Annotated in this window: 22 protein-coding genes; 8 read left to right on the plus strand and 14 right to left on the minus strand. The window is 41.3% G+C overall.

What is annotated here, in order from left to right; all coding sequences use genetic code 11:
* Positions 1-48: 48 nt before the first annotated feature.
* The 10 genes from QQK00_RS01760 to QQK00_RS01805 all read right to left on the minus strand — a co-directional run bounded on the left by QQK00_RS01760 (position 49) and on the right by QQK00_RS01805 (position 10,796).
* The gene (locus QQK00_RS01760) at positions 49-837 is read right to left on the minus strand and encodes a transglutaminase-like domain-containing protein (protein WP_284215765.1); all 789 of its coding nucleotides are present in this window, start codon (positions 835-837) and stop codon (positions 49-51) included.
* Positions 834-2,066 carry a hypothetical protein gene (locus QQK00_RS01765; RefSeq protein ID WP_284215766.1) on the minus strand — a complete coding sequence of 411 codons (1,233 nt, stop codon included), beginning with the start codon at positions 2,064-2,066 and terminating at the stop codon, positions 834-836. The genes QQK00_RS01760 and QQK00_RS01765 overlap by 4 nt, the downstream gene beginning before the upstream one ends.
* Positions 2,067-2,140: 74 nt before the next feature.
* Positions 2,141-3,562: a transglycosylase SLT domain-containing protein gene (locus tag QQK00_RS01770; protein ID WP_284215767.1), complete on the minus strand. Its 1,422-nt coding sequence runs from the start codon at positions 3,560-3,562 to the stop codon at positions 2,141-2,143.
* A gap of 15 nt (positions 3,563-3,577) precedes the next feature.
* Entirely contained in the window at positions 3,578-4,165 is a 588-nt protein-coding gene (locus QQK00_RS01775; RefSeq protein ID WP_284215768.1) for a hypothetical protein, read from the minus strand.
* 90 nt (positions 4,166-4,255) lie between these two features.
* Entirely contained in the window at positions 4,256-5,284 is a 1,029-nt protein-coding gene (locus tag QQK00_RS01780; RefSeq protein ID WP_284215769.1) for a hypothetical protein, read from the minus strand.
* Positions 5,285-5,296: 12 nt separating this feature from the next.
* On the minus strand, positions 5,297-6,274 hold the full coding sequence (locus tag QQK00_RS01785) for an LPP20 family lipoprotein (RefSeq protein WP_284215770.1): 978 nt from the start codon (positions 6,272-6,274) through the stop codon (positions 5,297-5,299).
* Positions 6,267-7,139 carry an ETEC_3214 domain-containing protein gene (locus tag QQK00_RS01790; protein ID WP_284215771.1) on the minus strand — a complete coding sequence of 291 codons (873 nt, stop codon included), beginning with the start codon at positions 7,137-7,139 and terminating at the stop codon, positions 6,267-6,269. Before QQK00_RS01790 ends, QQK00_RS01785 begins: the two co-directional genes overlap by 8 nt.
* Before the next feature lie 225 nt (positions 7,140-7,364).
* Positions 7,365-8,720, minus strand: coding sequence for a C1 family peptidase (locus tag QQK00_RS01795; protein WP_284215772.1), 1,356 nt, complete (start codon positions 8,718-8,720; stop codon positions 7,365-7,367).
* 226 nt (positions 8,721-8,946) lie between these two features.
* On the minus strand, positions 8,947-9,297 hold the full coding sequence (locus QQK00_RS01800; RefSeq protein ID WP_284215773.1) for a hypothetical protein: 351 nt from the start codon (positions 9,295-9,297) through the stop codon (positions 8,947-8,949).
* A 29-nt stretch (positions 9,298-9,326) separates the two neighbouring features.
* The gene (locus tag QQK00_RS01805; protein ID WP_284215774.1) at positions 9,327-10,796 is read right to left on the minus strand and encodes a PKD domain-containing protein; all 1,470 of its coding nucleotides are present in this window, start codon (positions 10,794-10,796) and stop codon (positions 9,327-9,329) included.
* A gap of 310 nt (positions 10,797-11,106) precedes the next feature.
* Between QQK00_RS01805 and QQK00_RS01810 the strand changes: the two genes are divergently transcribed.
* Positions 11,107-11,733, plus strand: coding sequence for an ECF-type sigma factor (locus QQK00_RS01810; RefSeq protein ID WP_284215775.1), 627 nt, complete (start codon positions 11,107-11,109; stop codon positions 11,731-11,733).
* 6 nt (positions 11,734-11,739) lie between these two features.
* Entirely contained in the window at positions 11,740-12,432 is a 693-nt protein-coding gene (locus QQK00_RS01815) for a serine/threonine protein kinase (protein ID WP_284215776.1), read from the plus strand.
* Position 12,433: 1 nt separating this feature from the next.
* Here the strand turns inward: QQK00_RS01815 and QQK00_RS01820 are convergent, their stop codons facing one another.
* The 3 genes from QQK00_RS01820 to QQK00_RS01830 form a co-directional block, all read right to left on the minus strand.
* A complete protein-coding gene (locus tag QQK00_RS01820; RefSeq protein WP_284215777.1) occupies positions 12,434-13,372 on the minus strand; it encodes a formylglycine-generating enzyme family protein in 939 nt (312 codons plus the stop codon).
* On the minus strand, positions 13,372-13,653 hold the full coding sequence (locus QQK00_RS01825) for a hypothetical protein (protein WP_284215779.1): 282 nt from the start codon (positions 13,651-13,653) through the stop codon (positions 13,372-13,374). The genes QQK00_RS01820 and QQK00_RS01825 overlap by 1 nt, the downstream gene beginning before the upstream one ends.
* A gap of 115 nt (positions 13,654-13,768) precedes the next feature.
* Positions 13,769-15,070, minus strand: a complete 1,302-nt coding sequence (locus tag QQK00_RS01830) for a lipase family protein (protein ID WP_284215780.1) — start codon at positions 15,068-15,070, stop codon at positions 13,769-13,771.
* Between the two features lie 234 nt (positions 15,071-15,304).
* On the opposite strand from QQK00_RS01830, the gene accD reads away from it, so the two are divergent.
* The 6 genes from accD to QQK00_RS01860 all read left to right on the plus strand — a co-directional run bounded on the left by accD (position 15,305) and on the right by QQK00_RS01860 (position 23,286).
* Positions 15,305-16,189, plus strand: coding sequence for an acetyl-CoA carboxylase, carboxyltransferase subunit beta (accD, locus tag QQK00_RS01835; RefSeq protein ID WP_284215781.1), 885 nt, complete (start codon positions 15,305-15,307; stop codon positions 16,187-16,189).
* Positions 16,190-17,623, plus strand: a complete 1,434-nt coding sequence (locus tag QQK00_RS01840; RefSeq protein WP_284215782.1) for a bifunctional folylpolyglutamate synthase/dihydrofolate synthase — start codon at positions 16,190-16,192, stop codon at positions 17,621-17,623.
* A 1-nt stretch (position 17,624) separates the two neighbouring features.
* Positions 17,625-18,269: an SPOR domain-containing protein gene (locus QQK00_RS01845; RefSeq protein WP_284215783.1), complete on the plus strand. Its 645-nt coding sequence runs from the start codon at positions 17,625-17,627 to the stop codon at positions 18,267-18,269.
* 63 nt (positions 18,270-18,332) lie between these two features.
* Complete coding sequence (locus tag QQK00_RS01850; RefSeq protein WP_284215784.1) at positions 18,333-18,824, plus strand: CvpA family protein; 492 nt, start codon at positions 18,333-18,335, stop codon at positions 18,822-18,824.
* A 10-nt stretch (positions 18,825-18,834) separates the two neighbouring features.
* Positions 18,835-20,355, plus strand: coding sequence for an amidophosphoribosyltransferase (gene purF, locus QQK00_RS01855; protein WP_284215785.1), 1,521 nt, complete (start codon positions 18,835-18,837; stop codon positions 20,353-20,355).
* Positions 20,356-20,709: 354 nt separating this feature from the next.
* Positions 20,710-23,286 (plus strand): TonB-dependent siderophore receptor, encoded by a 2,577-nt coding sequence (locus tag QQK00_RS01860; protein ID WP_284215786.1) that lies wholly within the window; start codon positions 20,710-20,712, stop codon positions 23,284-23,286.
* A gap of 163 nt (positions 23,287-23,449) precedes the next feature.
* Here the strand turns inward: QQK00_RS01860 and QQK00_RS01865 are convergent, their stop codons facing one another.
* On the minus strand, positions 23,450-23,989 hold the full coding sequence (locus tag QQK00_RS01865; RefSeq protein ID WP_284217537.1) for a DUF924 family protein: 540 nt from the start codon (positions 23,987-23,989) through the stop codon (positions 23,450-23,452).
* Positions 23,990-24,061: the final 72 nt, after the last annotated feature.

The following is a 24,061-nucleotide window of genomic DNA, read 5'->3' on the forward strand; positions in this document are numbered from 1 at the left end:
TAATGCACTTACGTAAACTACGTCTTAAATGCATTCGAGCAACAAACTTTATTCGGCACGTTGCAGACTTATCTTTTGGGGAAGTAAGGCGACGGCGCCTACTAAACCAAAGGCATAACCTGGCCCTTCATTTTGAATGTGTGCGGCCGGGATATAAAATCGTTTGATGCCTATTTCGCTATACAATGCGGCATCTAATATGTGCCATGCGCCCTCTTTAAATGCCTCAACCCAAGCGTGACCATACGCATTTATTTTCCCATGTTGTTCAACTATCACGGTACCAAGAACCACTTTAGCGGGAATATCAAATGCGCGTGCTAACGCCGTTAACAGGACAGCATACTCTGTACAGTCGCCACTGCGTTGATTGGCTATAACCGATGCGATCTTGAATCCATGAATGTAGGTTGGATCGTTAATGTAAGTGCTGACAAAACGTTCTAACGCTGGCAATCGTGGATTTTCATCATTTTTGTCAGAATGTTGTTCAGTAAAGTTTGAAACAAACGCTTTTACACTGTCCTCTTTATAGTCAATAACAAAAGTATCTGAGGTGCTATCGTTAGTGGGTTTTCCGTCAAATGCATATCTTTGCGGTATCTGCAATGTGACGGAGTTTTTGCTTGTCTCAATCAGTTTGATACCCTTAAACTTACGTAGAGTAGTGACTAACGACGTCGGTTTATTTGTAAATAATTCGGCTTTGATTGAATTACCCAAAGGAAGGGCAAGGTCTGTGCCTAGTTCTATCTGAATGTCGCTTATTGACGGCGGGTTTTGCCCATGGGCAAAGCCAACAAAAAACAGCGCTAGTAAGGCTATCATTTTCTTCATGGTAGCGTTGGCTGGCCTTTTGAGTGGAGCAAGGACATTTTCATTGTAATAGGGCCTTGCTGAATTGTACCTTTTTGGAAAACATTGTCCTTGTTAGCTAAAAATTGCATGACAATAGGGCCCATATCAACTTCAAAGTTGGCTTCAGGGTTATCACTTAACTGACGTAACGTAACGGGTAACGCAGATGTAGGATCAGCGGTAGGTGCCCACATGTGATAATTTGCGCTGGTATCGTCACCACCTTTTAGTTCAGCAAGCGCAAGATAACTACCAAAGCCAGACAAAAACCAGCCATCATGTTCGAGTGTTTTAGTAATGGTTTTTCCTTGAAGTTGGCCTTCTACCTGCCATGCGTCGTCTGCATATTGCAGTGAAAATTGAGAGCTCATATTGCCATTCTCAATCGTATATTCTGTCGCGTTAATGAGTGAACCATCAGGTTTACTCCACGATAAACCAGAGGTGTCGTTGCGAGAAATCGAACTTGCATCTACGGGGACTAGTAATGATGTTCTATTTTTTGTTTCTATGTCGCCATCGGCATCAATGCTATAAGTTTCTTGCATATACCCCATGGGAATATTGTTTACTAGCAGTGCATAAGTTGCTTCAAAAAATGATGTTGGCGCCTGTGAATTCATGGCGTCAACAAATGATTCAAACACCTTAAAAAAAGATTCTCTATAACCAATCTCATTGTGGATACACATTCTTAATACATCGTTTGACTCAGACACTAAGCCTTTTAATATGCCGGTTGTTCGTTGCTCCCCTTCACCGAGAAGGTACATGATATCCAAAGACAGGTAAGGACTATTTTTGACAATCCCAGTGTTTAAGGAAAACGTAGATTTATTGCTAAGTTTTTTATCATTGAGTGTTTCTACGCCTGTTAAGCTATGCTCCAGTATTGAATGCAATGAGCTTGCGGGACCATCATAATCTGTGAATACATAACACTCTGCTGGAGAGGCTGTATTTATATCTATCGTGTAGTACCAAAAGTTGTCACTTTTTTCCGCCAAGGTGTACTTACCGAGTACTTTACTATTTACCTCAAGTTCTTTTATTTTTAATGTTGACGATTTTTTTATATTTGTCTCTCTGGCCAATCCTTCAGTAAACCAATCCGGAAAATCACTGATGTTCATTAAGTCGGTTGCGCCAGAGGTATTTGAAAAAAACGCGATGCAGAGGAGAAAAAACGGTTTAACTATTACTTTCATACTAACTCTATCCTTGATTACGAGATTCAGGCATATGACAACACGCACGAGTCTTCAATGCAAAAGAAATATGTTTAAGTATTTGTCGCGTCCATCGACTTAATAACCTTTTGGTAATGCGTCATCCGTGATTTCACTTTTTCTAAGTAGCGGCGAGTTTCTTCATAGGGTAGACGCTCTACTAATGTTTGGTAAACTTGTTCAGGCGACATCTCGTTTATGGTGTCGACAATATCATTGTTTAATCGTCTCACTTTACCATCATTAAAGGCTCTTGCAACGTTTCCCACACCGGTATTATAGGCCGCAATGACACAATAAATACGGTTAGTAGGGTGAGTGATTTTTCGTAAGTAACGATCGTCTAAAATGTGTAAATAAGCTGAACCTGCTTGAATATTTTGCTTCGATTCAAACAGGACTTCTGTCGTCATAGGTTCACGTTTAGCATTGAGAAATTCATTTACGTCAATACCTGCGGAATGTGGTACAATCTGCATTAAACCATAGGCAGGGATATGCGAAACAGCCATTGGATTAAAACTACTTTCGGTATGAATGATGGCAATAATGAGCTCTAGCGGCAGTTGCCATTTTTCGGCATGGCTCTCAGCAAACGGCTTTACTTTTGCGACGCGTTTGGTGTCTGACTTTCCTTTGACCGCAATTTTGTAACGCGTGATCCGTTTTTCTTTCAGTTTCTCTTTTTTCTGTTTAGTACTGCTTGACTCGCGTCTAGACTTATTGATTGGTACGTGTTTTGAAATACTTTGCTGTACGCTAGCGATTTGTTCATTCGAAATATTTGCTTTGTCGGCGATTATCTCCACCTGTTGTTTATCGCGCTGATTAATTCTCTCGATTTCTTGTTGCTCTGCTTTTAGGTCTTTTTCGTCAATAGTTGGTATCACTTTTTCTACTGTCGCGTTGCGCACAATGTCTGTTGTTTGCTCTATAATAGTAGTGGCTTGTTCGCTATCCACTAGTTCATTGAGTACATTCACACCTTTGTCGGTCGGTAGGCTGTGGGTTTTATCAGGGCTTACATCTACAAGGCGTTTTATTGCCTGCTCTACCTTTTTAAGATCGGGGGTTTCCGCTTTGTCGTGTATGACACTTACGATGACTTCATTGCTATCGAAATCGACCACCGTTTTTATGTCATCTTCAGTGTAGTCAACAACTTTGCTATTGCTACTTACCTCAACTTCTCCCCATTGCGCTAAGATACTTTGCCTATAGGCACTCAATTCTTCATTGTATTGGCGTTTGAATTGGGCAAATTCGTTTAAATGCTTTAGCGTAAAAGCGGCAAACTGTTCATCTTGACGCGCTTTAAACGCAAGTTCTTCGGCACTTAGTTGAACCTCAGTTGTTTGTTGATTTTGAGTTTCTTTCTCTTTTAACTTTTGGAAAATACTTTTTGACTCCTCTTGTGCAGCAAGCTGCACAGAAGAGGTTAAAAATATACCCGTTATTAACAATTTAAGGTTCATAGTGAATAGCCGTTATTATTTTACTTTTATCAAGCTCATGAGTCTTTCACGGGCTTTTTCATCATTAAATAAGCGACGCATGTTCGCGTTGTCATTGGACAATGCTGCGAACGCTTTTTCGGCATTTGCCTCATATGTCGCCTTATCCATCGCCAGCACCACGTAATGTCCTTGACTGGGGCTCGTTATAGACCGCGCCGTTTTTGCACCAAATAACGTGATAGCGGTCAAGCTTTCTCGCACTAAATCATTGTCGAGCAAAATTTTCTCTTCATCATTCGTTACCATTTGCTTTTGATACTCAGTCAACAATTGGGAAACAGAGGTCGCAAAATGCTCAGACATTTTTACGCCGGCGTCTGTTCTTGCCGATGTCGTCGTCATAGACAAAGTTGGCTTTTTTTCGGAGTAGCCGACAGATGTCAATGCAAATCCTTCAATGGGTACATCGCATACCCATAAAGGCGCGGCTTGCGTTGGTGCATCCGGGTAAACACAATCTGGCACAACGAGCGTTTGCTGACTGGCCGTTGGGCTTGACGTTGCGCCGCAGCCGGTTAAACCAACTACAGCAGCAAGGAGCGCTAAATATTTAACGTTCATAAAATTTCCTTAATCTATTTAATTGATACACTTCACAGTTATGGCCTTATCTTTAAGACCATAACTATGTGTTATTCTCTATAGTTGGGCTCATAAATTTACTTTCTGTTTTAACTTGTCAAAAATGCTTTGCTCATCGAATAGTTTCTTCGCAAGGTCGCCAAAATGTAGTTTGTTTTCTGCTTCTTCATCTACAATGATCCACGCGGTGTTATCGCGAACGATATTAGATACAACCCCTTCAAAAGAATATGGTACTTCTACTACTGTAGTTTTATCTTCTAAACGACTGTAACGTTCGGCTTGCTTAGCAAACTGTATTTTTTGACCGGTTTTCAAGCCACTAGAACTTCCCATTGTGATCAGCGCAAAGTGTTTACCATCCATTTTTCGATACTCAACAACATAACTTTGACCAGACATATGTTTTTGAATTTGATTAATACTTTCGTTAATGGCATCTTCAGCAGCATTAGCGGCTAAACCAGAGGCCATGGTTGAGCTGATATTGCAACTGCGACTTGTTACTGGGCCAGAGCTAGAATAATCCCCCTCAATGACAACGCCTTCGATTAACTGTAAATCTGGGAGTTTGTATAGTTTTGCGTTACCTCGCATTTGACTACTGTAATTGCAAGTGGCCGGATTGGTATAACTTTTACCATCTTTTGTGTAGTTATTTGATGGCGTATAACCACTTGAAATTTGTACATTGCTTACGGATGGAAGTATGGCTATGTCGGCGACGCTCAAACCGGCGCCTGAGAATCGACCGGTTGCTTCGAATACTGATATTTCGTCACTTAATTTGCCCGCTAACGAACGATCCACAATTTCAACGCCCGCGTTAATTAATCCATTTTCAATTTTTGAAGACACTTCACGTACCGCGCCTTTTTCAAAGTCGGCGTCGCTGTTTATTTTTGTATCGAGCACGACTACTTTTATTCGAGTGCCTCGCAGTTCGGCTTTCGACGGCATGATGGTTGCGTCAGGAATCTCTACTAAAAAACGATTGTCAGTAAAGACTTCATCGGCGTTTTCAATTTGTGTACTGTTACAGCCGGTGAGTATCAAGGTTATAACGGTGAGTGTTGCGAGTGATTTAACTTTAAACATGGTGTTCATCCTTTAATTTTCCAAAAGAGAGATAAGAATTTCATTGTCTTGATTATCGTTTTTTATTTTTTGTGCCAAACGGTAGAACGCTGCCTGTTTAGCAACTGCTTCGCCATTAGGTGAGGATCCAACTTCGTTAATGGATTCGCTAGTCAGCGTTTCGCCATTTTCTGATAGGGTCAGCGTGCCATAAATGGAATACGTGTGAGTGGTTCCGAACATCAGCTTATAGTTGGTCGTTTCTGTCAACGTCAACTGATATTTGCATTTTCGGTTATTGGCGACTAAGCCTGCATTTACGACATTGTCTCGAATCGCTGAACGAACCGCTTTGTTCGGATATGAAGCTACATAAAGACAATTGCTTTTAGCGTATTCACTTAGGGTACTCGCCATTGATTGAATCTGACTTGACTTGTCCACCGAGGCGCCAAGAAAAGGGAAAAGGTTGTTTAATCGGTCATTGACTAACAATAACTTAAACAATTCTTCTCGATTGACAAACCACCATTCTAAGTCACTACCGGCTTGGTCGATTGTACTAATGATGCGCTCACTACGGGCGATGTTTTCATCAATTTCAAAGCTAAATGTGTCGACCAATTGGCGCTTGCTCACGCTGACAAGCATATAATGCGTGTTACCTTCTTTGTGGGTTTTTAATTCTTTAAAACCGCTAATGGGTAACTCTTCAACTTTGCTGGTGACCACCTGAACAAATTTTTCACTAAATTTGTTGTTGTGTAAACTCTGCTTTTGTAAAGATGAACCGCTTACTTTTGTGTTGATTTGACCTAGGATATTTTTAAGCGCCACATCTCTCGCTTGATCCAGTGATTTCCCTTCACCAATTGCATAATATTCGGTATCACTGGTTTTGGGATTCGACACCCAGTCGGGTAACGCCGAGAATGCCTTAGCACAAACAAGTAATAATGTAGTGAAAATAATCCAAGTAGGTAGGATTCTATCAACGTTTACGCTAGTCATTTTCTTTTCCAAAGTATGATTTGAACTCAAATCGCGTTAATAACGATTCTGAAATTAAACTTGCATCGAGTTCTGTGTAAGCGAAAAAATTTGCCGACTTAGTTGCACGTAACCTATCGATTTTGATGTCCAGTTGATCTGACTCGCCTGCTTCAAAGTGGTAGTTAATTTGCTGAATTAGCTCAATGTTCGTTAACGCTTCGCTAGGCGTATCAAATGTCTTAGACGCCAATTTTCCGTATTCAACATAGCCGGTGATTTGCTGCAAGAACATAAAATTTTTGCCTAAATCGGTAGATTCAGCGTAATAAATGACATTGTTAGCATCAAAAAAAACGCCGCTTAAGTCTTGGCTGGCACTGTCGAAAGATGCCTGTCCTAAATTGACATCCCCATAGCGAATCTTTGGAGAGAAGTCTTCGACTAACGGAATGACAACGAACCCCGCTATGCGCTCATTGTGATTTAAAATACACACAACGGCCTTGCCAATGTCATAATATTGATAAATCAAGGCTTCTGCTTCCTCTGAAGCTTTTATCACTTCAGGCGGGCCAAACGAGTTTTCTACAAAACCGATTGTGCGGCCAATAGCGAGAACGTCTAACTGTTCGTATTGCACTTTATGCGTAAAATGTGTGGTGATGTTTTCGTATAGCGCAGTTAAAAGTTCTTTAGTATCGTTAAACTGGCCAAAGGTGATCATGGCTGCGGCAACACCAACAATCCCTTTAAAACCGAAAAAGTTGAAGCTAAACTTAGCCGCTTTTGAGTCCTTACTGTTTTCAAGCTGAGTTTCATTTTGCCGACTAACAGGTGCTTCTAGGCTCGAAGCTGACTGTTTCGGTGATTGTTCAATCGACATTAATGCACGTCTCTGCTTTGTTAAGTATGTTGTTGATCATCACTCTCTCTCATATTGATAAACGTTGGCATTGCAAACAATATTCTCGAATGTTTTCAATACGTAAGTGAGCATTTTTTATACAGCAACTATCGCGTGAAGTGTTAATTGCTGTCAAGCCTTTTTCGTAAACCTAGTATTGAAATTTGTATCTCTTATTTCATTGTTTTTATGGCCATTGTATTCTTATAGTATTATGACAGAACCCAACGAACTCAGCACGCTGCGGCCAGAATGTTTATTCAAGAGTATTGTATTTTCTTGCATCCACGTTTCTGATAAACAAGCGTATCCACCTTTTCCGTACCCTGTTCCCCAACTATTTGCCGTAATCGCACAATATTTACCTTCATCTTCCCAATATTTTTCTGGCAATTTTATATAACCGACAAGCAAGACGGCATGCCCGCCAGCATGTTTGCCGTTGGCGTCTTTTGCATTTAATGCATCTCTCGCTTTCACTAGCCCAGTAGTTTTGAAGAAGCTCTGAGTCAATTTAAAGCCAGCAGCAATGGGTTTATTCCGCTGTAATTCGCTGATAACATCGCTAATTCGTAGACCCTGCGTAAAGTCATTTACTTTAAATTGCCCTGCTGACGTACAATTTTGCAAAGGCGTGTATGTGAGGTTGCGTTTATTTACAGTGGGCTTATATGGGCAATATTGCTCTTGCCTAAATGCAGAAACAGCTGAATTGCCTTTTTTCGAAAATATAAAACCACTATCAAAGTTTGAACCTTCTTGGTCCTTGCCAGCGATGCAAGGAAATTTCATACAATTGGGTTTACTTAGCCAGTAAAAATGTTGCTCTGACAAATCTATCTGATACTTTCGAAGGCCATCATTTTGATGTAATACCGTTTCTACTGCGCGCGTCCCAGCGAATGCTGCGCAGGTTCCTCTAAATAATTGGTTTTTAATCGGAATCGTTAGTGAATACGGAATGATATGAAAATCGCCCGACGCTATCTTTTGCAATGGCTGTGTGTCGGCATTTTTTTCTAATGGAGATAAGTCATTGCTATTACTTGTCAGTTGACTCAAATCTACCGTGGCGGCCAGATATTTGTCTTCATCTAATTGATACTGTTGGCGCGATTTTGCCCAATCAGCAAGGACTTTTTGATAATTTTCACTCCATTGAGACAAGGTGTCAGAATATTCTTGTTGAAAGTCATTCCGCATTTTATTGAAGCCCCAAGGATCTTTTTTTGGTTCTGGCTCGGGCTCCGGTGTCGGCCGTGGCGCTGGTTTAGGTTCTGGCTCAGGCGAAGGTTGGGGTAAGGGGGCTGGTGGCGGCAAGGGGAGGGTGTCAGCTTCTTTGGAGTCAGGTACGGCACCTTCTTTCTTTTCATTACTAAGCGCTAAACCAATGTCTTGCATCAATGCGCTAAGAACGAATGTTTCATATTCCGTGTATGGCACGGTCGTCTGTGCGCTTTTTACCTTAATTACTGTATCAGCTTGCGCAGGAATTACGTTTGCAAGTGCAAAAAAGGCAACAAGAAAAACCATATGTTTATAATAAGATTTGCTTGGCATGCTCGATAACTCCTTGTGACTTCATGAGAAGTGTTTTTTGCTGCTATATCCACTTGAATGCTTTTACTGATTTGTTGGTTCAACGATAAAAGTAAATGTGTTAAAACTAGCGCAATGTGTCCTTTGCTATATTTCGTACAATATTGCGCTATAAAAGTAATCAATATGGTAAATACATTCAAGTATTTTCAAGTTATGTTCGGATGTTTCTCGGTACTGATATTTACTAGTCACAGCTAAATATGAGTGAGCCCCTCACACTTTCTGCGCCGAAGTACTTTCCTGTAAGCGAGACTGCACTGCCCGCAACAGCAGCAAAACCCTCTTTGGGACTGTCATCTTCTAAATTTTCTACACTCTCTTCAAGCACAATAATTTCCTTACTAGACGTTTTCTGTTTGCAGGTTAACTGCGCGTCTGAATGTATGACCTTGCGTACGTCTTTCTCACTGCTTGAGGCGTATGTCGCCTTGAAGTTGCCATCTGCTTGTTTATAGACAGTACCTTGAATGCTTGCGCAACCTGCGCTAAGGATGCTAAGTGCAGTGACTAGTGTGATGGTAATTGACTTTTTCATATTATTTCCTTGTTTTACTGTAGGTTGATTTAGCGTAATTTGGTGACAGTGCCGACGGCGCCAAGATCTTGCCTTTTGTCGTCGTCATTTGTAGGCCAGTAGTAGCGATAGATGAGCTCATTAGCTGATTGGTCAGTGAGTTCGACATAGCCTAAGTTGACACATCTAGACAGGCCAAAGGTAATCGTTTCATGAAACAGAAGTTGTGATTCTGTTTCTTCTATCAAGGTAAGAAAACCACCACAATTTAACGACGGGTATTCGATTATCTGCTCGTCTTCAGATAGTGTAATTTTAATTGTCCATGACACACTCGTTTGCTGTCCTTCTCCTTCCCATATACCAAATTTACCACTAAGACCGCCGCCTATTGGGGGTTCGTCCTGGTTGGAAAGTTTGTCTAAGGTTTCTTGAAAATGTTGGCGAGCTTCTTCAGCATCAATTAGTTGTGTGCAAGAGCCTGTAACATCTGAAGCCACTGAGACTAATCCTGCTACGTTAGTGTCGAAGTTTGCGTCTTCAAAATTAATTTGCATATCTGCAGTTGCGAGCAATACCTCACCGCCAATTGTGATGCCATTACTAGCGTCACAATCTTGGTCTAGCGTTTGTAGCAATCTAGCCATATTGGTAACAAAGGGGTGATTAATGTCTTCTTGCCCAGCAAGCGTCAATGGCGTGATAATTTGAGCCGCCGTGACACCTGGAAATTCTAAATTGCCTAAACCAAATACAACGGTTTCCCCAGCCAAATAGTGAAACTCTCCATCAGCACCGGTAATGCCAACTCTCGACTCAGTCGAATACGTTAAACCTTCGACGCCACTGTCGACAAAGCGACCAGTCCTTAGGTTTTCAATTTTTGTTGCCAAAATAACAATGCTTTGCGTATTGCTTGCACCCTCATCATCTACAACGGTAAGTGCAAGTTCTATTTCAAGATCTTCTTCGACGTTGGGGACTGAGAACGTTGTTTCAGCGTCGTCGCTGTTCATGAACACACCTTCAGGACCGCTTACCTGTCGCCAAGAGTAGCTGTCGATTGTCCCGTCAGTATCTTGTGCAGAGCCAACTAAATCGACTGTTGTGACTGCTTCTACTATTCGGTTTTGGCCCGCATCTGCAGTTGGCTCCTTGTTAATATGGACGACGTTTACGTCAACTTCATCATGTGAGCTTTTACCGTCATTGTCAGTCACAGTGATTGAAAACCTGAGTGTTTCGTTAGGTTTCACATCTGGCGCTGTAAAGGATGTAGTCAAGCTATCCTGAGAAGAAAGCACAACATTTGTACCTTGAATTTGCTGCCAACTCACCATTGAAATTGTGCCGTCTACATCATTTGCCGACGCGGTTAAGGTGACTGAGGTCAATTCATCAACCGCTATGTCGTCTGATGCGGTCACACTCGGTGCGACGTTAATGTCTTCTAGTGCATCGTTATCTCCGCATGCAGAAAGAAAAATGAGCATACACATGGGCAGTGTTAGAGATTTCATGATATTTGTCTCTTCTATTGATGGATAAATTAAGTTGTCGACTAGACGCTTACAGCTATTGTGTTGCTAACGAAAAGTCGATGTGTTTTTCAACATATTTGTTTACTTGCTATTCATAGTAATGATGAGGATTTTGTTTAGTAGGCACGTATTTGAAAGTAGAAAATGCAAGGCATGAAAATATTTTTACCAAAATGTAGATTTTGTGCTGCGCCATTGCACAAACACGCTGAATCTTATATCTTTTTGGCGTACTAAAATTTTAAGTCGAAAACCGATTTCGTTTGATGTATCTATGCAAGAGGTCTTAATGTGCACAAAAACTGAAAATACCATGCAGCAAGCACCTATCACTGACCTTGTTCATGAATGGAAAAAAGGAAATCAATTAGCATTCAATGAGTTATTTTCAATTTGTTATCAGCTTTTTAAGCATGAAGTACGAAAACAAAAACTCAAACATGACAATGAGATAAAGCCGCTTGATATTTGTATTCAAACGACCACTTCTATTGTTCATGATTGCTATATAAAGCTTTCTTCCCATCGTGACCAAGTAGTATGTGACCGTAAAGATTTGTATTTACTTATATCGCAAGTAGTAAGATCTGTTATTTTTGACCAGTTTAGAAAATCTAGTGCAAAGAAAAGAAGCGGTGAAATAGATCTTTCATTGGACGAATCGACGCCCTTAGAAAAAATCGATGATACGCATGCTGACAATGTTTTAGATACCTGTGATTTACATGCAAAGCTTCATTTTGCTGATAAAAGCTTGAGCGATGTAAAATCCCGCTGCACTGATGTGCTAAATTTGAGTGTTTATGCAGGCCTAAAGCCGCAGGAAATTGCCGACATATTAGACATATCCATGCGTACCGTGCATAACGATTTAAATTTTGCTAAAGCTTGGTATTTAGAAGAGTTGAGTGCGTAAACACGAATGAGTAAACTTTATACACTGTTTCAAGAACTCGCTAAATCAGATGATCCTCTTCATTGCAAAACGTATATTGAACTAACTGTTAGTCAACCTGAGCTTGCCACAAAGCTTGAGAGATTGTTGCGCCACATTGAGCGTCCATTGGATGATTTGACCGACAGAATTTATGACGAAATTATGTTGAGCGATAACCCAATATCTCGATTGGGTAGAACCATTGATAACAAATATAAAATCGTTGAACTACTCGGACAAGGTGGTATGAGCGATGTGTACAAAGCGACGCGAAGTGATGGTTTAATCGAGCACTCAGTGGCAGTGAAGTATTTTTCATTAGCGCATTCGTCCGACGATGCACTGGATATGGTTACTAAAGAGGCGCAAATATTGGCAACACTAGACCATCATTTGATAGCCACATTCTTAGATATTGGTCATGATGATCATCAAGAGCCAAATATCATGATGGAATACATTGAAGGGCAAACGCTTTTTGCCTTTCTTCGAAATGAAAATAATCCTCAAGCATTAGAAAAAGTGCATAAGACCTTAAACGAAGCAAAAGACTATCTAAAAAGGAAAGGCATCGTACATGGGGATATCAATCACAACAATGTGTTGGTAGATAACAATGGTTGTGCAAATATCATCGACTTTGACATCGCGACATATGCAGAACTGACATCTGGCTGATTTACTTTTTTGTATCCAGTACTAATCTGAAACCCTGAAGCGAAATACGCACGTGAGGGGGAATTGCGCTTCTGTTTGTAATTCGTGCTCCCATTGCGTTATCGTCCCATGAACCACCTCTAGATACTCTATTACCGGGGTTATCTAGCGGTAAGCATCTTACTTCTGCTCCATCAAAGCTGGGGTCATGTTTTGAACATGTCCATTCCCAAACATTACCTATCATGTCATACAGTCCAAAGCTATTTGGTTTGAAATGACCGATCGTGGCAAGTGCTGGATGTTCATCGTTGCATTTAAAGTTATCAGGCGTTGCATGACTGGCGTCAGCAATATTAGCGTATGTACAAATATGAGCTGGCACAGTTTGCGCGAAAAAATCATTGTTACGCCCTCTAGCGGCATACTCCCATTCGGCTTCAGTAGGCAATCTATAGCGTTTGCCCGTTTTCTCATTTAACCACGCAATGTAAGCCATCGCGTCGTAAAAGCTAATGCAGGTAGCAGGGTGTGTACTCAGTAATGATTTATCTTTATTTCGAGCTGACCAAGAAGGCCAAGAGTACCAATCCCATGTGCGCTCTCCGTTAATAGGAGTGTTGTCCCAGCAGCTTAATACGTCACTGTCTGATGATTGCAGATACGAAGCGTATTCTGAAGATTGAACAAATTGACTAAAGGCTTGAGTACTCACTTCTAACGCAGAAATTGAAAATTCTTCAATGCATAGATCTTGTGGATGTTCGTCGGACTCGGCATATTCATCGTCACGTTTTACCCGGCCAATGGTAAAACAGCCCGCATCAATTGTTATCATCTTACCTGGAACGATTGCGTTGATTTCAGACTTTAGGTTGTCTTTAGCGGTCACGCAAGATAAAGGTAAGGTGCATAGCGCAGCAATACATAGCCTTAAAAAGTAAAATAATGATTTAGGCATTAAGGTTTTAGCCTAACCATAAATAACGCGATTATATGTAAAATGGGCAGTAGCATCATCACTGGCCTAAGTATGCTTGAGGGAGCAGCATTCCATGCAACTATTAGTGCACCAATTGCGACGATCGGAAATAATAGGAGTAATACATAAATCGGTTTTGCGTCGTTAGCTGAGGAGGTCTCAGTCACACCAAAAAACATTGGTACCATTGCCCACATTGGGATTGCAGCAAACAACACAATGCCAATAAAAATTGTCTCAATAATGAGTATCCACTTCATTTAATTCATGTACTCCAATATGGCAGAAAGTCACTTATTTGCTTTCATTTTTTCTAGGGCGTGTTGCTTTTTTTATTTTGTCATTAGCTACCGGTTCTGTCTAAATTGGCTATGATTAAATTGGATACATTATGCCAGTTGCCAGATGTCCGAAAAGCGAGATCTGATTTGCATCTACAATGCTGGCACTTTGTATCATTGTCAATGAGGCCGCTTGTACAAAGAGCATGAACCTTTCCAACAAGTATCTAAGCACTGTGGTGGTTAAATCCTTGGCAGATTTCAGCTTTATACCTATCCAATCAGCCACTTTTGTAATCCATTTCCAAACCAATTTCCCTAAATCACCAACTTTTTGTGCACCAGTCCAAAGCAAGCGACAAATTAAATCCATTGGCGTCGCGATTAACACAATGACTGCACCTGCCAATAATTTTAGTAAACCCCTGAGAATTTTCATTAATACCCATACAATAGCGCCTCCAACGAGTTTGCCTGCCTTCATTGTATTGTCTAAAATACCTGATGCCTCTTGTTTCCAGACGTTTGCCATTAACCTGTCTTCAAATGCCGGGAGGTGTTTCATTCCTCTTACGCTTGCCCAAGCGTTATTGTTCTTCATTGTAGCTGCATAAGTCGCCATACTATGATTAGCCATTGAGCCAGGTGCGGCGGGAGACTTCAGTAAAATATTGTTACTTTCATTGTCGGCACCAAGGACATGTAAAAAAGGGAACGTAGGTATCCAAGTAATAGGATCATTTGTGTGGCTTACACGATAAATATTTTCTTTTTTTAGTTGTGATTCAAGTGCGCTTGGAAAGCCAAAATGCAAACCAACTCGTGGAGCGCCAAAGGTATATAAATTAACATTTTTGTTTGTGTTTTTACTTAAGTAGTAAGCGCAAAGATTTGCTATTGCGCCGCCCAAACTGTGGCCAACGCAGTGTATATGTGAGGCTTGTTGTAGCGCTCGACTCTCATTGAGATTTTTACGCATAGATGCAAATGTATTGGCAAATCCAGCGTGGACTAGACTCCCTTGAACAACGCCAGTAGGCGTGGCATAAAAATCTGTTAATAAATCAGGCGGGCCTATTTCTGGACGAGTGCCTCTGGTTGCGACAACGGCATGATTTTCACCATTTTTTTTAAAGGACAAAATGTAACCAAAACCAGTTGTTGCGCCAACTGTTCTTGCTTCAAATGTGCGGTTTAACTGCTGACCCTTGTTAAAAGCGTAGTCGCCACTGCCGGTTACTTCGTCACTTACGGTATCCCATTGCGCCATTCCTCGGGAAGGTTTTGGGTTATTTTTTTTATCCTGTTGAAATGCTGACCAACCGGAGAGTGTGTTGTACACATTTATGGCAGCACAAGCGGCTTCATAAGGACTTAATTTAGACTCGTCTGCCATAATCGACTCCGGTTATGTCTTAGTTGATTGTAAAATAACCAAAACGTAAATCTAATGTAAAATAATAAAAGTTACAACCACTAACGGTTTAGGGCGCGTTTACTGATCAGATTTCTATGAATTAGGTTTTTTATAGCGCGGTTATATGCTTTAATTGGGCGCAATTGCGTACCCGGGCTAGACTTGGGGATAAAACGCTCGCTCTTAGAATAAAAATATTAACAGGATTTATGAATGAGCTGGATCGAAAAGATACTGCCAAAAACCAAATCATCGATAAAAAGTAATGTACCTGAGGGGATCTGGACCAAATGTGGATCATGTCAATCAGTGCTTTACAAATCTGAACTCGAAAAATTATTAGAGGTATGCCCAAAGTGTGGGCATCATATGCGCATAACAGCGCGCGCACGTATAAATGCTTTTCTTGATAGTGCTGGGCGTGAAGAAGTCGCGTCAGAATTAGAACCTCAAGATATTTTGAAGTTTAAAGATTCTAAACGTTATAAAGATAGGCTTTCATCAGCTCAAAAAAATACCAATGAAAAAGATGCTCTCATTGTTATGAAAGGGTCGTTGAATGGTATGCCGGTGGTGGCGGCATCTTTTGAATTTGCCTTTATGGGTGGCTCTATGGCCTCCGTGGTTGGTGCTAAATTCGTTGAAGGTGTAAATGCAGCTATAAAAAATAACACCCCATTTGTGTGTTTTTCGACCAGTGGTGGTGCGCGTATGCAAGAGGCCTTGCTGTCGCTTATGCAAATGGCTAAAACAAGCGCAGCATTAGCCAAACTTAGCAATAAAGGTTTACCTTATATTTCGGTATTGACCGACCCTACAATGGGCGGAGTATCAGCGAGTTTAGCGATGTTAGGTGATATCAATGTTGCCGAACCAAAAGCACTCATTGGTTTTGCTGGTCCGCGAGTGATTGAGCAAACGGTTCGTGAGAAATTACCTGAAGGGTTTCAACGCAGTGAGTTTTTGCTTGAAAAAGGCGCTATCGATATGATTGTTGATAGACGTGAAATGAAAGACACACTTTACCGTGTGTTGTCAAAATTGCATAGAACCGCGACTCCTGATTTGGCTAAGTTACCCTCTAACGACGAGAGTTAAATGTCAAAAACACTGGCTCAATGGTTAACATTTATTGAGCAAAGTCATCCAAAAGAAATCGATATGGGATTATCAAGAACCAAACAGGTACTTGATAATCTCAATCTGGATATGCGTGAGCTTAGCGTAATTACCGTGGCTGGTACTAACGGCAAAGGTACTACTTGCGGCACAATTGAAAGCATCCTTAATGCTTGTGATATTTCGACCGGCCGTTACGCTTCGCCTCATATGCAGCGCTTCAATGAACGTATTGTTGTCAATCAACAAGAAGTATCAGATAGCGTGATTTGCAGCGCGTTTGAAAAAGTACACGAAGCGCAAGGCGCAACGCCTCTGACGTATTTTGAATATGCAACCTTAGCCGCTTTAGTGTGTTTTTGTGACGCCAATGTTAAGGTCATTATTCTGGAAGTTGGTTTAGGTGGTCGATTGGATGCAACGAATGTTATCGACGCAGACGTCGCTGTCCTGACTAGCATTGGCCTTGATCATCAAGACTGGTTAGGTGATTCGTTACAAGGTATTGCGAATGAAAAAGCAGGGATAATTAAGCCAAAATCTAAAGTCGTCATAGGGTTCAAGCCGAGTGAGATTGGCATATCATACAGTAAGCACCTGTTCATAACAGAGCAACAAGACGTGTTGAAATACGGCCAAGATTATTCAGTGCTTGAAGAAACACTAAGCTCGGGTGAGGTGGGCACCAGAAGTGGGGAAATTAACGCCCCTTTGCTTACACTGAGCGATGTTGGCAATGCTGACCTTGTCAATGCTGATGTTGTTAATACTATAAGTATACAGCGTTATTCTTGGCAGAATCCGCAAGTGCCTGCGCAAAATGTAATGACAGCGTTGGCGTCGGTATGGCAACTTACACATGTATTAGCGCATATAGACCGAGAGCTACAAGAACAACTATTGGTTGGCTTGAAGAATGCTACCTTAGTCGCAAATGCCGTAAACAAGGTCAGGCTCCCCGGCAGAGTACAAACATTGAATAACAAGCCGTTGGTTATTGCTGACGTTGCGCATAATCAACAAGCAGCGACGTATTTGCATGCTCAATTATTGAAATACCAGTACTTGCAAGTAAAAAAAATTGGTCAAGATATCAATGTCTACTTTGTGGTTGGTATGCTTAAAGATAAAAATATAGAGGCTACTCTTGAGGTTATGTCAACGATTGGCGCCAATTGGTATGTATGTTCGATTGGAACTTATCGAGGAGAGTCTGCTCAAAGACTAGTCAGCTATTTAGCAAAAAAACAGGGCTCAAGCAATACACAAGATATTATGGCATTTGATAGTATAAAAGAGGGCGTAGCTGCGGCGCTTGAAAGCGCCAAACCAACTGATATTATATGTATATTCGGTTCATTCGTCACTGTAGCTGACGCTATCCCATTATTTTTGAATACGGAAGTTGTATAACATGTCTAGTGCGCTTAAAAACAGAGTCGTTGGTACCATTATTGTGGTTGCCTTAGCTGTAATTTTGTTGCCTCAGTTTCTAGACGGCGAAAAAAACGTAAACAACAAAACCTTTGTGAATGTGCCAGAAGCGCCGGAAGATTTAAGCTTAAAAAAGGCCTCTGAATTTGATACAGAAGCGGTAGCGCAAGCTGTAAACAGGCCATTGCAAATTTTGGATGAGCAGCCGCTTGACGGTGTCGTTTCAAGTGCGTCTGACTCTGAGCTTGTGGAGCCGTCAACTGATGGCGCGCAAGCGGCTGCACAAAATGATGTAAATGAAAGCGAACCTGAACGTTCAGACGCTGATATACAGACTAATACTGAACAGTCTGTTGTGCCTGAAATTGACGTTAAAGAGTCTGGCTGGGTTATTCAGCTAGGCAGTTTTAGTGATGAAGCGAATGCAAGAAAATTAATGCGCAGTGTAAAGGGAGCTGGGTATCGTACGTATAGCCGTCCAATTCAAACAAGGATGGGCGTATTAACCAAAGTATTTGTGGGCCCCGAGCTTGTTAAATCTGAATTAGAAAATGCGCTACCTCACTTAAAAGAAATCACTGGCTTAAGTGGAAAAATTACTGAATTTGAGGTTAGCGCTCAGTAATCTAATCTGGTACACTTCGCGCCAATTTTTAGCGGTGCTTATTTACTTAGGATCAACCTATCAATGAATTGGTTTGACTTTACGATATTGGGTGTGATTGCTTTTTCCGCCATCATCAGTATTGTCAGGGGTTTCGTCAAAGAAGCTATCTCCTTAGTTGTTTGGATCTCTGCCTTCTTTGTTGCTCGCCAATTTCACCCAGTGTTGGCCGAATTTCTTACTCAGTTTAGCGACCCTCTGCTCAGAAATGGTGTCGCGAGTGCCATATTATTCATTGGTACCTTAATTGCCGGTGCGTTAATAAATTACATCATTTCTCAGTTAATCAAAGTGACCGGCTTATCTGGCACCGATCGCGCGTTAGGTGCAGTATTTGGCGCTTTGCGCGGTGTGTTAATCGTTAGCGCGACATTGTTTTTCCTAGATACATTTACTTCTTCAGCTGAAGCAGAGTGGTGGAAGTCATCCCTGCTGATCCCTGAATTCGGTTTTATTATTGAATGGTTTTTTGAATTTGTGAAACAAGGCTCGAGCTTTATTTCGCCCCAACAGTAAAGGTCTTTTTATGTGTGGTATTGTCGGCATCGTGGGAAAAGAGCCAGTAAATCAATCGATTTATGATGCGCTTATCGTATTGCAGCACAGAGGGCAAGATGCAGCTGGCATAATGACCATCGAAAACAACATGTTTAATTTGCGTAAGGCAAATGGTTTGGTAAGAGATGTGTTTCACACGCGTCACATGAAGCGTTTGAGTGGTAACGTCGGAATTGGTCATTGTCGATATCCAACGGCCGGTTCGTCTAGCTCTGCAGAAGCCCAACCATTCTATGTAAACTCGCCGTTCGGTATTGCTTTTGCTCACAATGGTAACTTAACTAATGCGCATGAACTCCAAGATGAAGTATTTCGTATTGCGCGTAGACATATAAATACTACGTCTGACTCAGAGCTTCTGCTAAACATTATTGCGCATGAATTGCAGTCTAATGCTTCAATGAATATTCAGCCAAACGACATTTTTGATGCGGTTGAAAAAGTGCATAAAAAAATTCGAGGCGCTTATGCAGTTGTTGCTGCGGTAATTGGTTATGGCATGGTTGCCTTTCGCGACCCGCATGGTATTCGTCCGTTAGTATTGGGTAAACGCCAGACCGAAAAAGGTGATGAATACATGGTCGCGTCGGAAAGCGTTGCGCTTGATGCCGTTGGTTTCCAGTTTGTGAGAGATGTCGCGCCTGGAGAAGCAATTTATGTGACAGAAGAGGGGGAGTTGTTTACGCGGCAGTGTGCCGAAAATGCAGTATGCAACCCTTGTATCTTTGAGTTTGTATATTTTGCTCGCCCTGATTCATTTATCGATGGCATTTCTGTTTATGCCTCTCGCGTGAATATGGGGACAAAACTGGGAGAGAAAATCAAACGTGAATGGGCAGATAAAGACATTGATGTTGTGATTCCGATTCCAGAAACGTCAATGGATGTTGCCCTTCAAATAGCTAATACACTTGGTTTACCTTATCGTCAGGGCTTTGTTAAGAATCGTTATATTGGCAGGACGTTTATCATGCCTGGTCAAACGATGCGCCGAAAGTCTGTTCGTCGGAAACTCAATGCAATTTCTTCTGAGTTTAAGGGTAAAAATGTACTACTTGTCGACGACTCTATTGTACGCGGTACGACGTCAGAGCAAATTATTGAAATGGCAAGGGAGTCTGGTGCAAACAAAGTCTATTTTGCGTCAGCTGCACCAGAAATTAGGTTCCCGAATGTATATGGTATTGATATGCCGTCAGCGGTTGAACTTATTGCCTATGGTCGAGAAATTGAGCAAATCAATGATTGTATAAAGGCTGATGGACTTATTTTCCAAGACATTGATGATTTAGTTGATGCCGTATCGTTAGAGAATAAATCGATAACTAAATTTGAAACCTCTGTTTTCGATGGTGACTATGTGACTGGAGATGTTGATCAGGCATATTTAGAGCGGGTTGACAAAGCAAGAGGTGAATCTGTTAGTACTACACCGCGCATTCAAACTGAATTAACAAACCTTGAAATGCATAATATGGGGACTGACTAAGGTTATCAATGATATCGGTCAGAGTGTCGGTACTGCGCTCTGACCTAGTCTATTTGCACAACAATGAAACAATCGATTGTTTTTATTAATAAAAGTTGATCGTTTTGGTGCGCCTGATATCGCCCATGATCAATAAGTTAAACCAAGTTATTCATCTACACTTGAGTAAAATGTAACATTTTCATTTTTAAATTAATCCCCTATCTTATTGATTTTTAATTATTAAATTTTAGTCTTTCTGTGTTTTAAATAACACGATATATCGTTTGTTGACCATATGGTCTAATATTTGGCATTTATCTTGCGATTTGATGATGTAGAAACGTCATACACTCGCAAGGAAAAATTTCAATTATGCAGGCCAAACTTAAATACTCATCGATTGCTATAGCGCTCTTTGCAGCGTTTACTTCACATTTATCTGTAGCACAGGATACGGCACAAGAACAAAATAACGAATCAAAAGTAGAGAGGATACAAGTAACGGGCGCCACGTCTGACAATTACGGCATCATGCCATCGGAAGATAGCAGCAGTGCTTTTGGTTTAGACAAGAGTTTGTTTGAGACGCCGCGCTCCTTGACCGAAGTTAGTGAAGATTTAGTCGACAAATTTGCCTTGAGAAGTGTGGATGATTTGGTGCACCTTACGCCAGGCGCATTTACAAGCTCTTTCTTTGGTATTAAAGGGGCGATGGATATTCGAGGCGAACCTGCGGATAACTATTTTAGAGGTTTTAAACGAATAGCAAATCCTGGTGCATTTAATACCATCATTCGAGGCGCTGAAAAGCTTGAGATATTGCGGGGGCCTGTATCGCCTCTTTATGGGAGTGGCAGTGTTGGTGGTCAGCTAAATTACATCCCTAAATCGGCGAAAGTGGACGGCAGTAAATATATTGAAGATGTTGCCGGCGACGTCAATGTCACACTTGGTACATATGACCAGCAGATACTCTCAGGCAGCATTGGCATTCCGTTTTCGCTTGGGGGGAAGTATGGCGGCGTAAACATTTTTGCTGAAATAGAAGATTCAGGGTCTTATTTTGACGGCTACAATCCAAGCAGTGAATTGGTCCAAGCTGCAGTGGATATTGACTTAAGTGATTACACTACCCTTGAATTTGGTATTCAATACCAAAGTTCAGACAGTATTCAAGTGCCAGGGTGGACGCGGGTAACGCAAGATCTTATCGACAATGGCACCTACATAACGGGCTTACCGCAAGTGTTGAACTCTGATAACCCTATTGGTGCTGATACTCTATTGCCACAGGAATCAGCATTTGTTGCACCTTTTGCGCCGGGGTTTTTAAATAATGCGTTTTCAAATACCGGTAGTTTCTGTTCGGCTGCTGGCGCAGGTGAGGGCAATGCTGTGTACAATGGTTTTGAAATTTCCTGCCCTGGAGCATTCGGGAACTTTTTGGCGGGTACGTCTGACATAAACCCATTTGAACTCACAAATGTCGGCACCGCTCAACTTGATCACCAAATGACCTTCATTGATGAACTCGATTTTGCTGATACAACCACGTTTACGCTCTATTTTGATTTATCTCATGAACTAAGCAATGGCATGGTGTGGAAAAATGAGGCGTTTTACGATTATATGGACCACACAAAGTATCAAAGCTGGGGCTTTACTGCATTGTATCCAGATGCGTATCTTTTTGAGCTGCGCAGTAGTTTGAACTTCGAAACAGAATTTGATGGATTTTTAGCTAACACGATCATCGGGGCTAATTATCGTTATGAAGACTTGTCGAACAATGCCGCATTCTTTGATGAAACCTTTGACTTCAGAGATATTACTGTTGGCCCCACGCCAAACGACAGAATTTCACCTGCTGTCGTAAACCCTTACGAATTTGCAAATATTGTGCGAGATGCTGACGGTAACCCAACCGGTATTGAAGGTACGCTCTTACGTAACTTTAATGAGCGTCATGATTCTGTGACAGCAAATACTGGTTTGTTCTTCCTTACCGACATTACGTTTGACAAACTCAGTATTATTTTAGGGGGGCGGTATGATTATTTTGATGTTGAATCAGAAGATACGTGGGTGAGTTATTTTGGCCAGCCACAAGGCAATGGCGTGATTACCGGCAGTGATTCTGCATTCAGCTACAATGTTAGTGTATCTTATAACGCCGACGGTATTGTTCCTTACTTCACATTTTCTGAAACCAATTCGCTTAGTACTAACCAACTTGGCGGTATCATTCCAAGCACCATTGAGAGTAGTGAATATTTGCAAGAATCAAGCTTGGCTGAAGTTGGCGTAAAAGCCAATTTATTAGACGGGCGATTTTATACTGCATTATCTTACTATGACCAAGAAAAGACATTCCGTGATGGCCAAACGAATGCGTTGGTTGCCGTATTTGGTAAGGGCCTAGAGTTCGAATTGAGAGCCCTGTTAACAGAGAATTTGTCTATTACCGCGACTGCAACCAATACAGACACCAGTGAAATAAGTGATGGTGCCTTAGCTGTCATTAACGGGGCTGATTTTGCCGCGCAAAATGGGCTAGAGGCATGGGAAGTATATGGTGGTCGTATTGCAGGCATACGGTCGGCCTTCGTCGGCAATGGCGTTGAACTTGAACGTGGGGGCTTACCCGACAATATAGCCAGTGTATATACAAATTGGTCACAAGCTCTCGGGGAAGGGGAGTTTAATGCAAGTATCGGTGTAACGTATGTAGACTCAACCTACACTGATGTTCTTCAAACCATATTGTTACCAAGTTACACGGTTTGGAATGGTTCCGTAGGGTACGCGCAGGGTCCGTTTTCTGTGCTGTTAAAAGCGAATAATTTATTGGATGAAGAGTACTATACGTCAGCGGATTTATTCGATTCGGTTGTTGTGAAACCATCCGAAGGACGCACGTTTTCGGTGACATTGTCTTATGCGTTTTAATTGAGTGCGTTTTGGTAAATGTAAGCTAAAACTATTGGACTAAAAACTTTGCTTTTGAAAAGTGTTCTGCGCAACTTTTTCAGGACACTTTTCTTAAGGAACTTTGCTCATGCTCTAATGGCGACAGAACATTACTTTTTGACGTTTTCTCAAAACTTATTGTTTAAAAGGAAGAGCCGGGTTGTTGTAAAAACGCAATTTCTTCAGCAGAAGATTTACGGCCTAGTATCTTGTTTCGGTGAGGGTAGCGACCAAAGCGTTTTATAATTGCCAAGTGTTTTAATTCAAATTCAAGATTTACTTTAATACCATTTTGTTCATAAAGCCTTGTTGCTTCCTTATGAATAACAAGCGATTCACTATGCATGTATGGCATGTATAAAAAGCTGCGTTCAATTGTGTTCAGCTTTTGATCATCGCCAGCTTGTATTGCGTGTTGCGCTAATACTAGCGCTAAAGAATCACTGGCGAAGGAATTGGCACTTTCACGAAACATATTGCGGGAGAATTGATCTAAAACGATAACTTCAGCTAGTCTGCCAAGTGGTTCATTTCGCCATTCATAAAGTTCTCCCGCATTAGCAGAGCGGTGAATGTCGGAGAATTTTTCAATAATTTTCAGATCAAATTTTTCATCTTTTTGAAACCAAAATGGCTGATGCTCGGGTTTAAACCAAAATTCAATGATTGTTAAAAAATCCATTGTTACCTTAGTGCGTAAATACCTTAACTTTAGCTTATATGATGAATAGCTCATTCGCTACTCTTCATAGGT

Origin of the sequence: Agaribacter marinus (genome assembly GCF_030160655.1) — a bacterium.
GTDB classification, from domain to species: Bacteria; Pseudomonadota; Gammaproteobacteria; order Enterobacterales; family Alteromonadaceae; genus Glaciecola; species Glaciecola marina.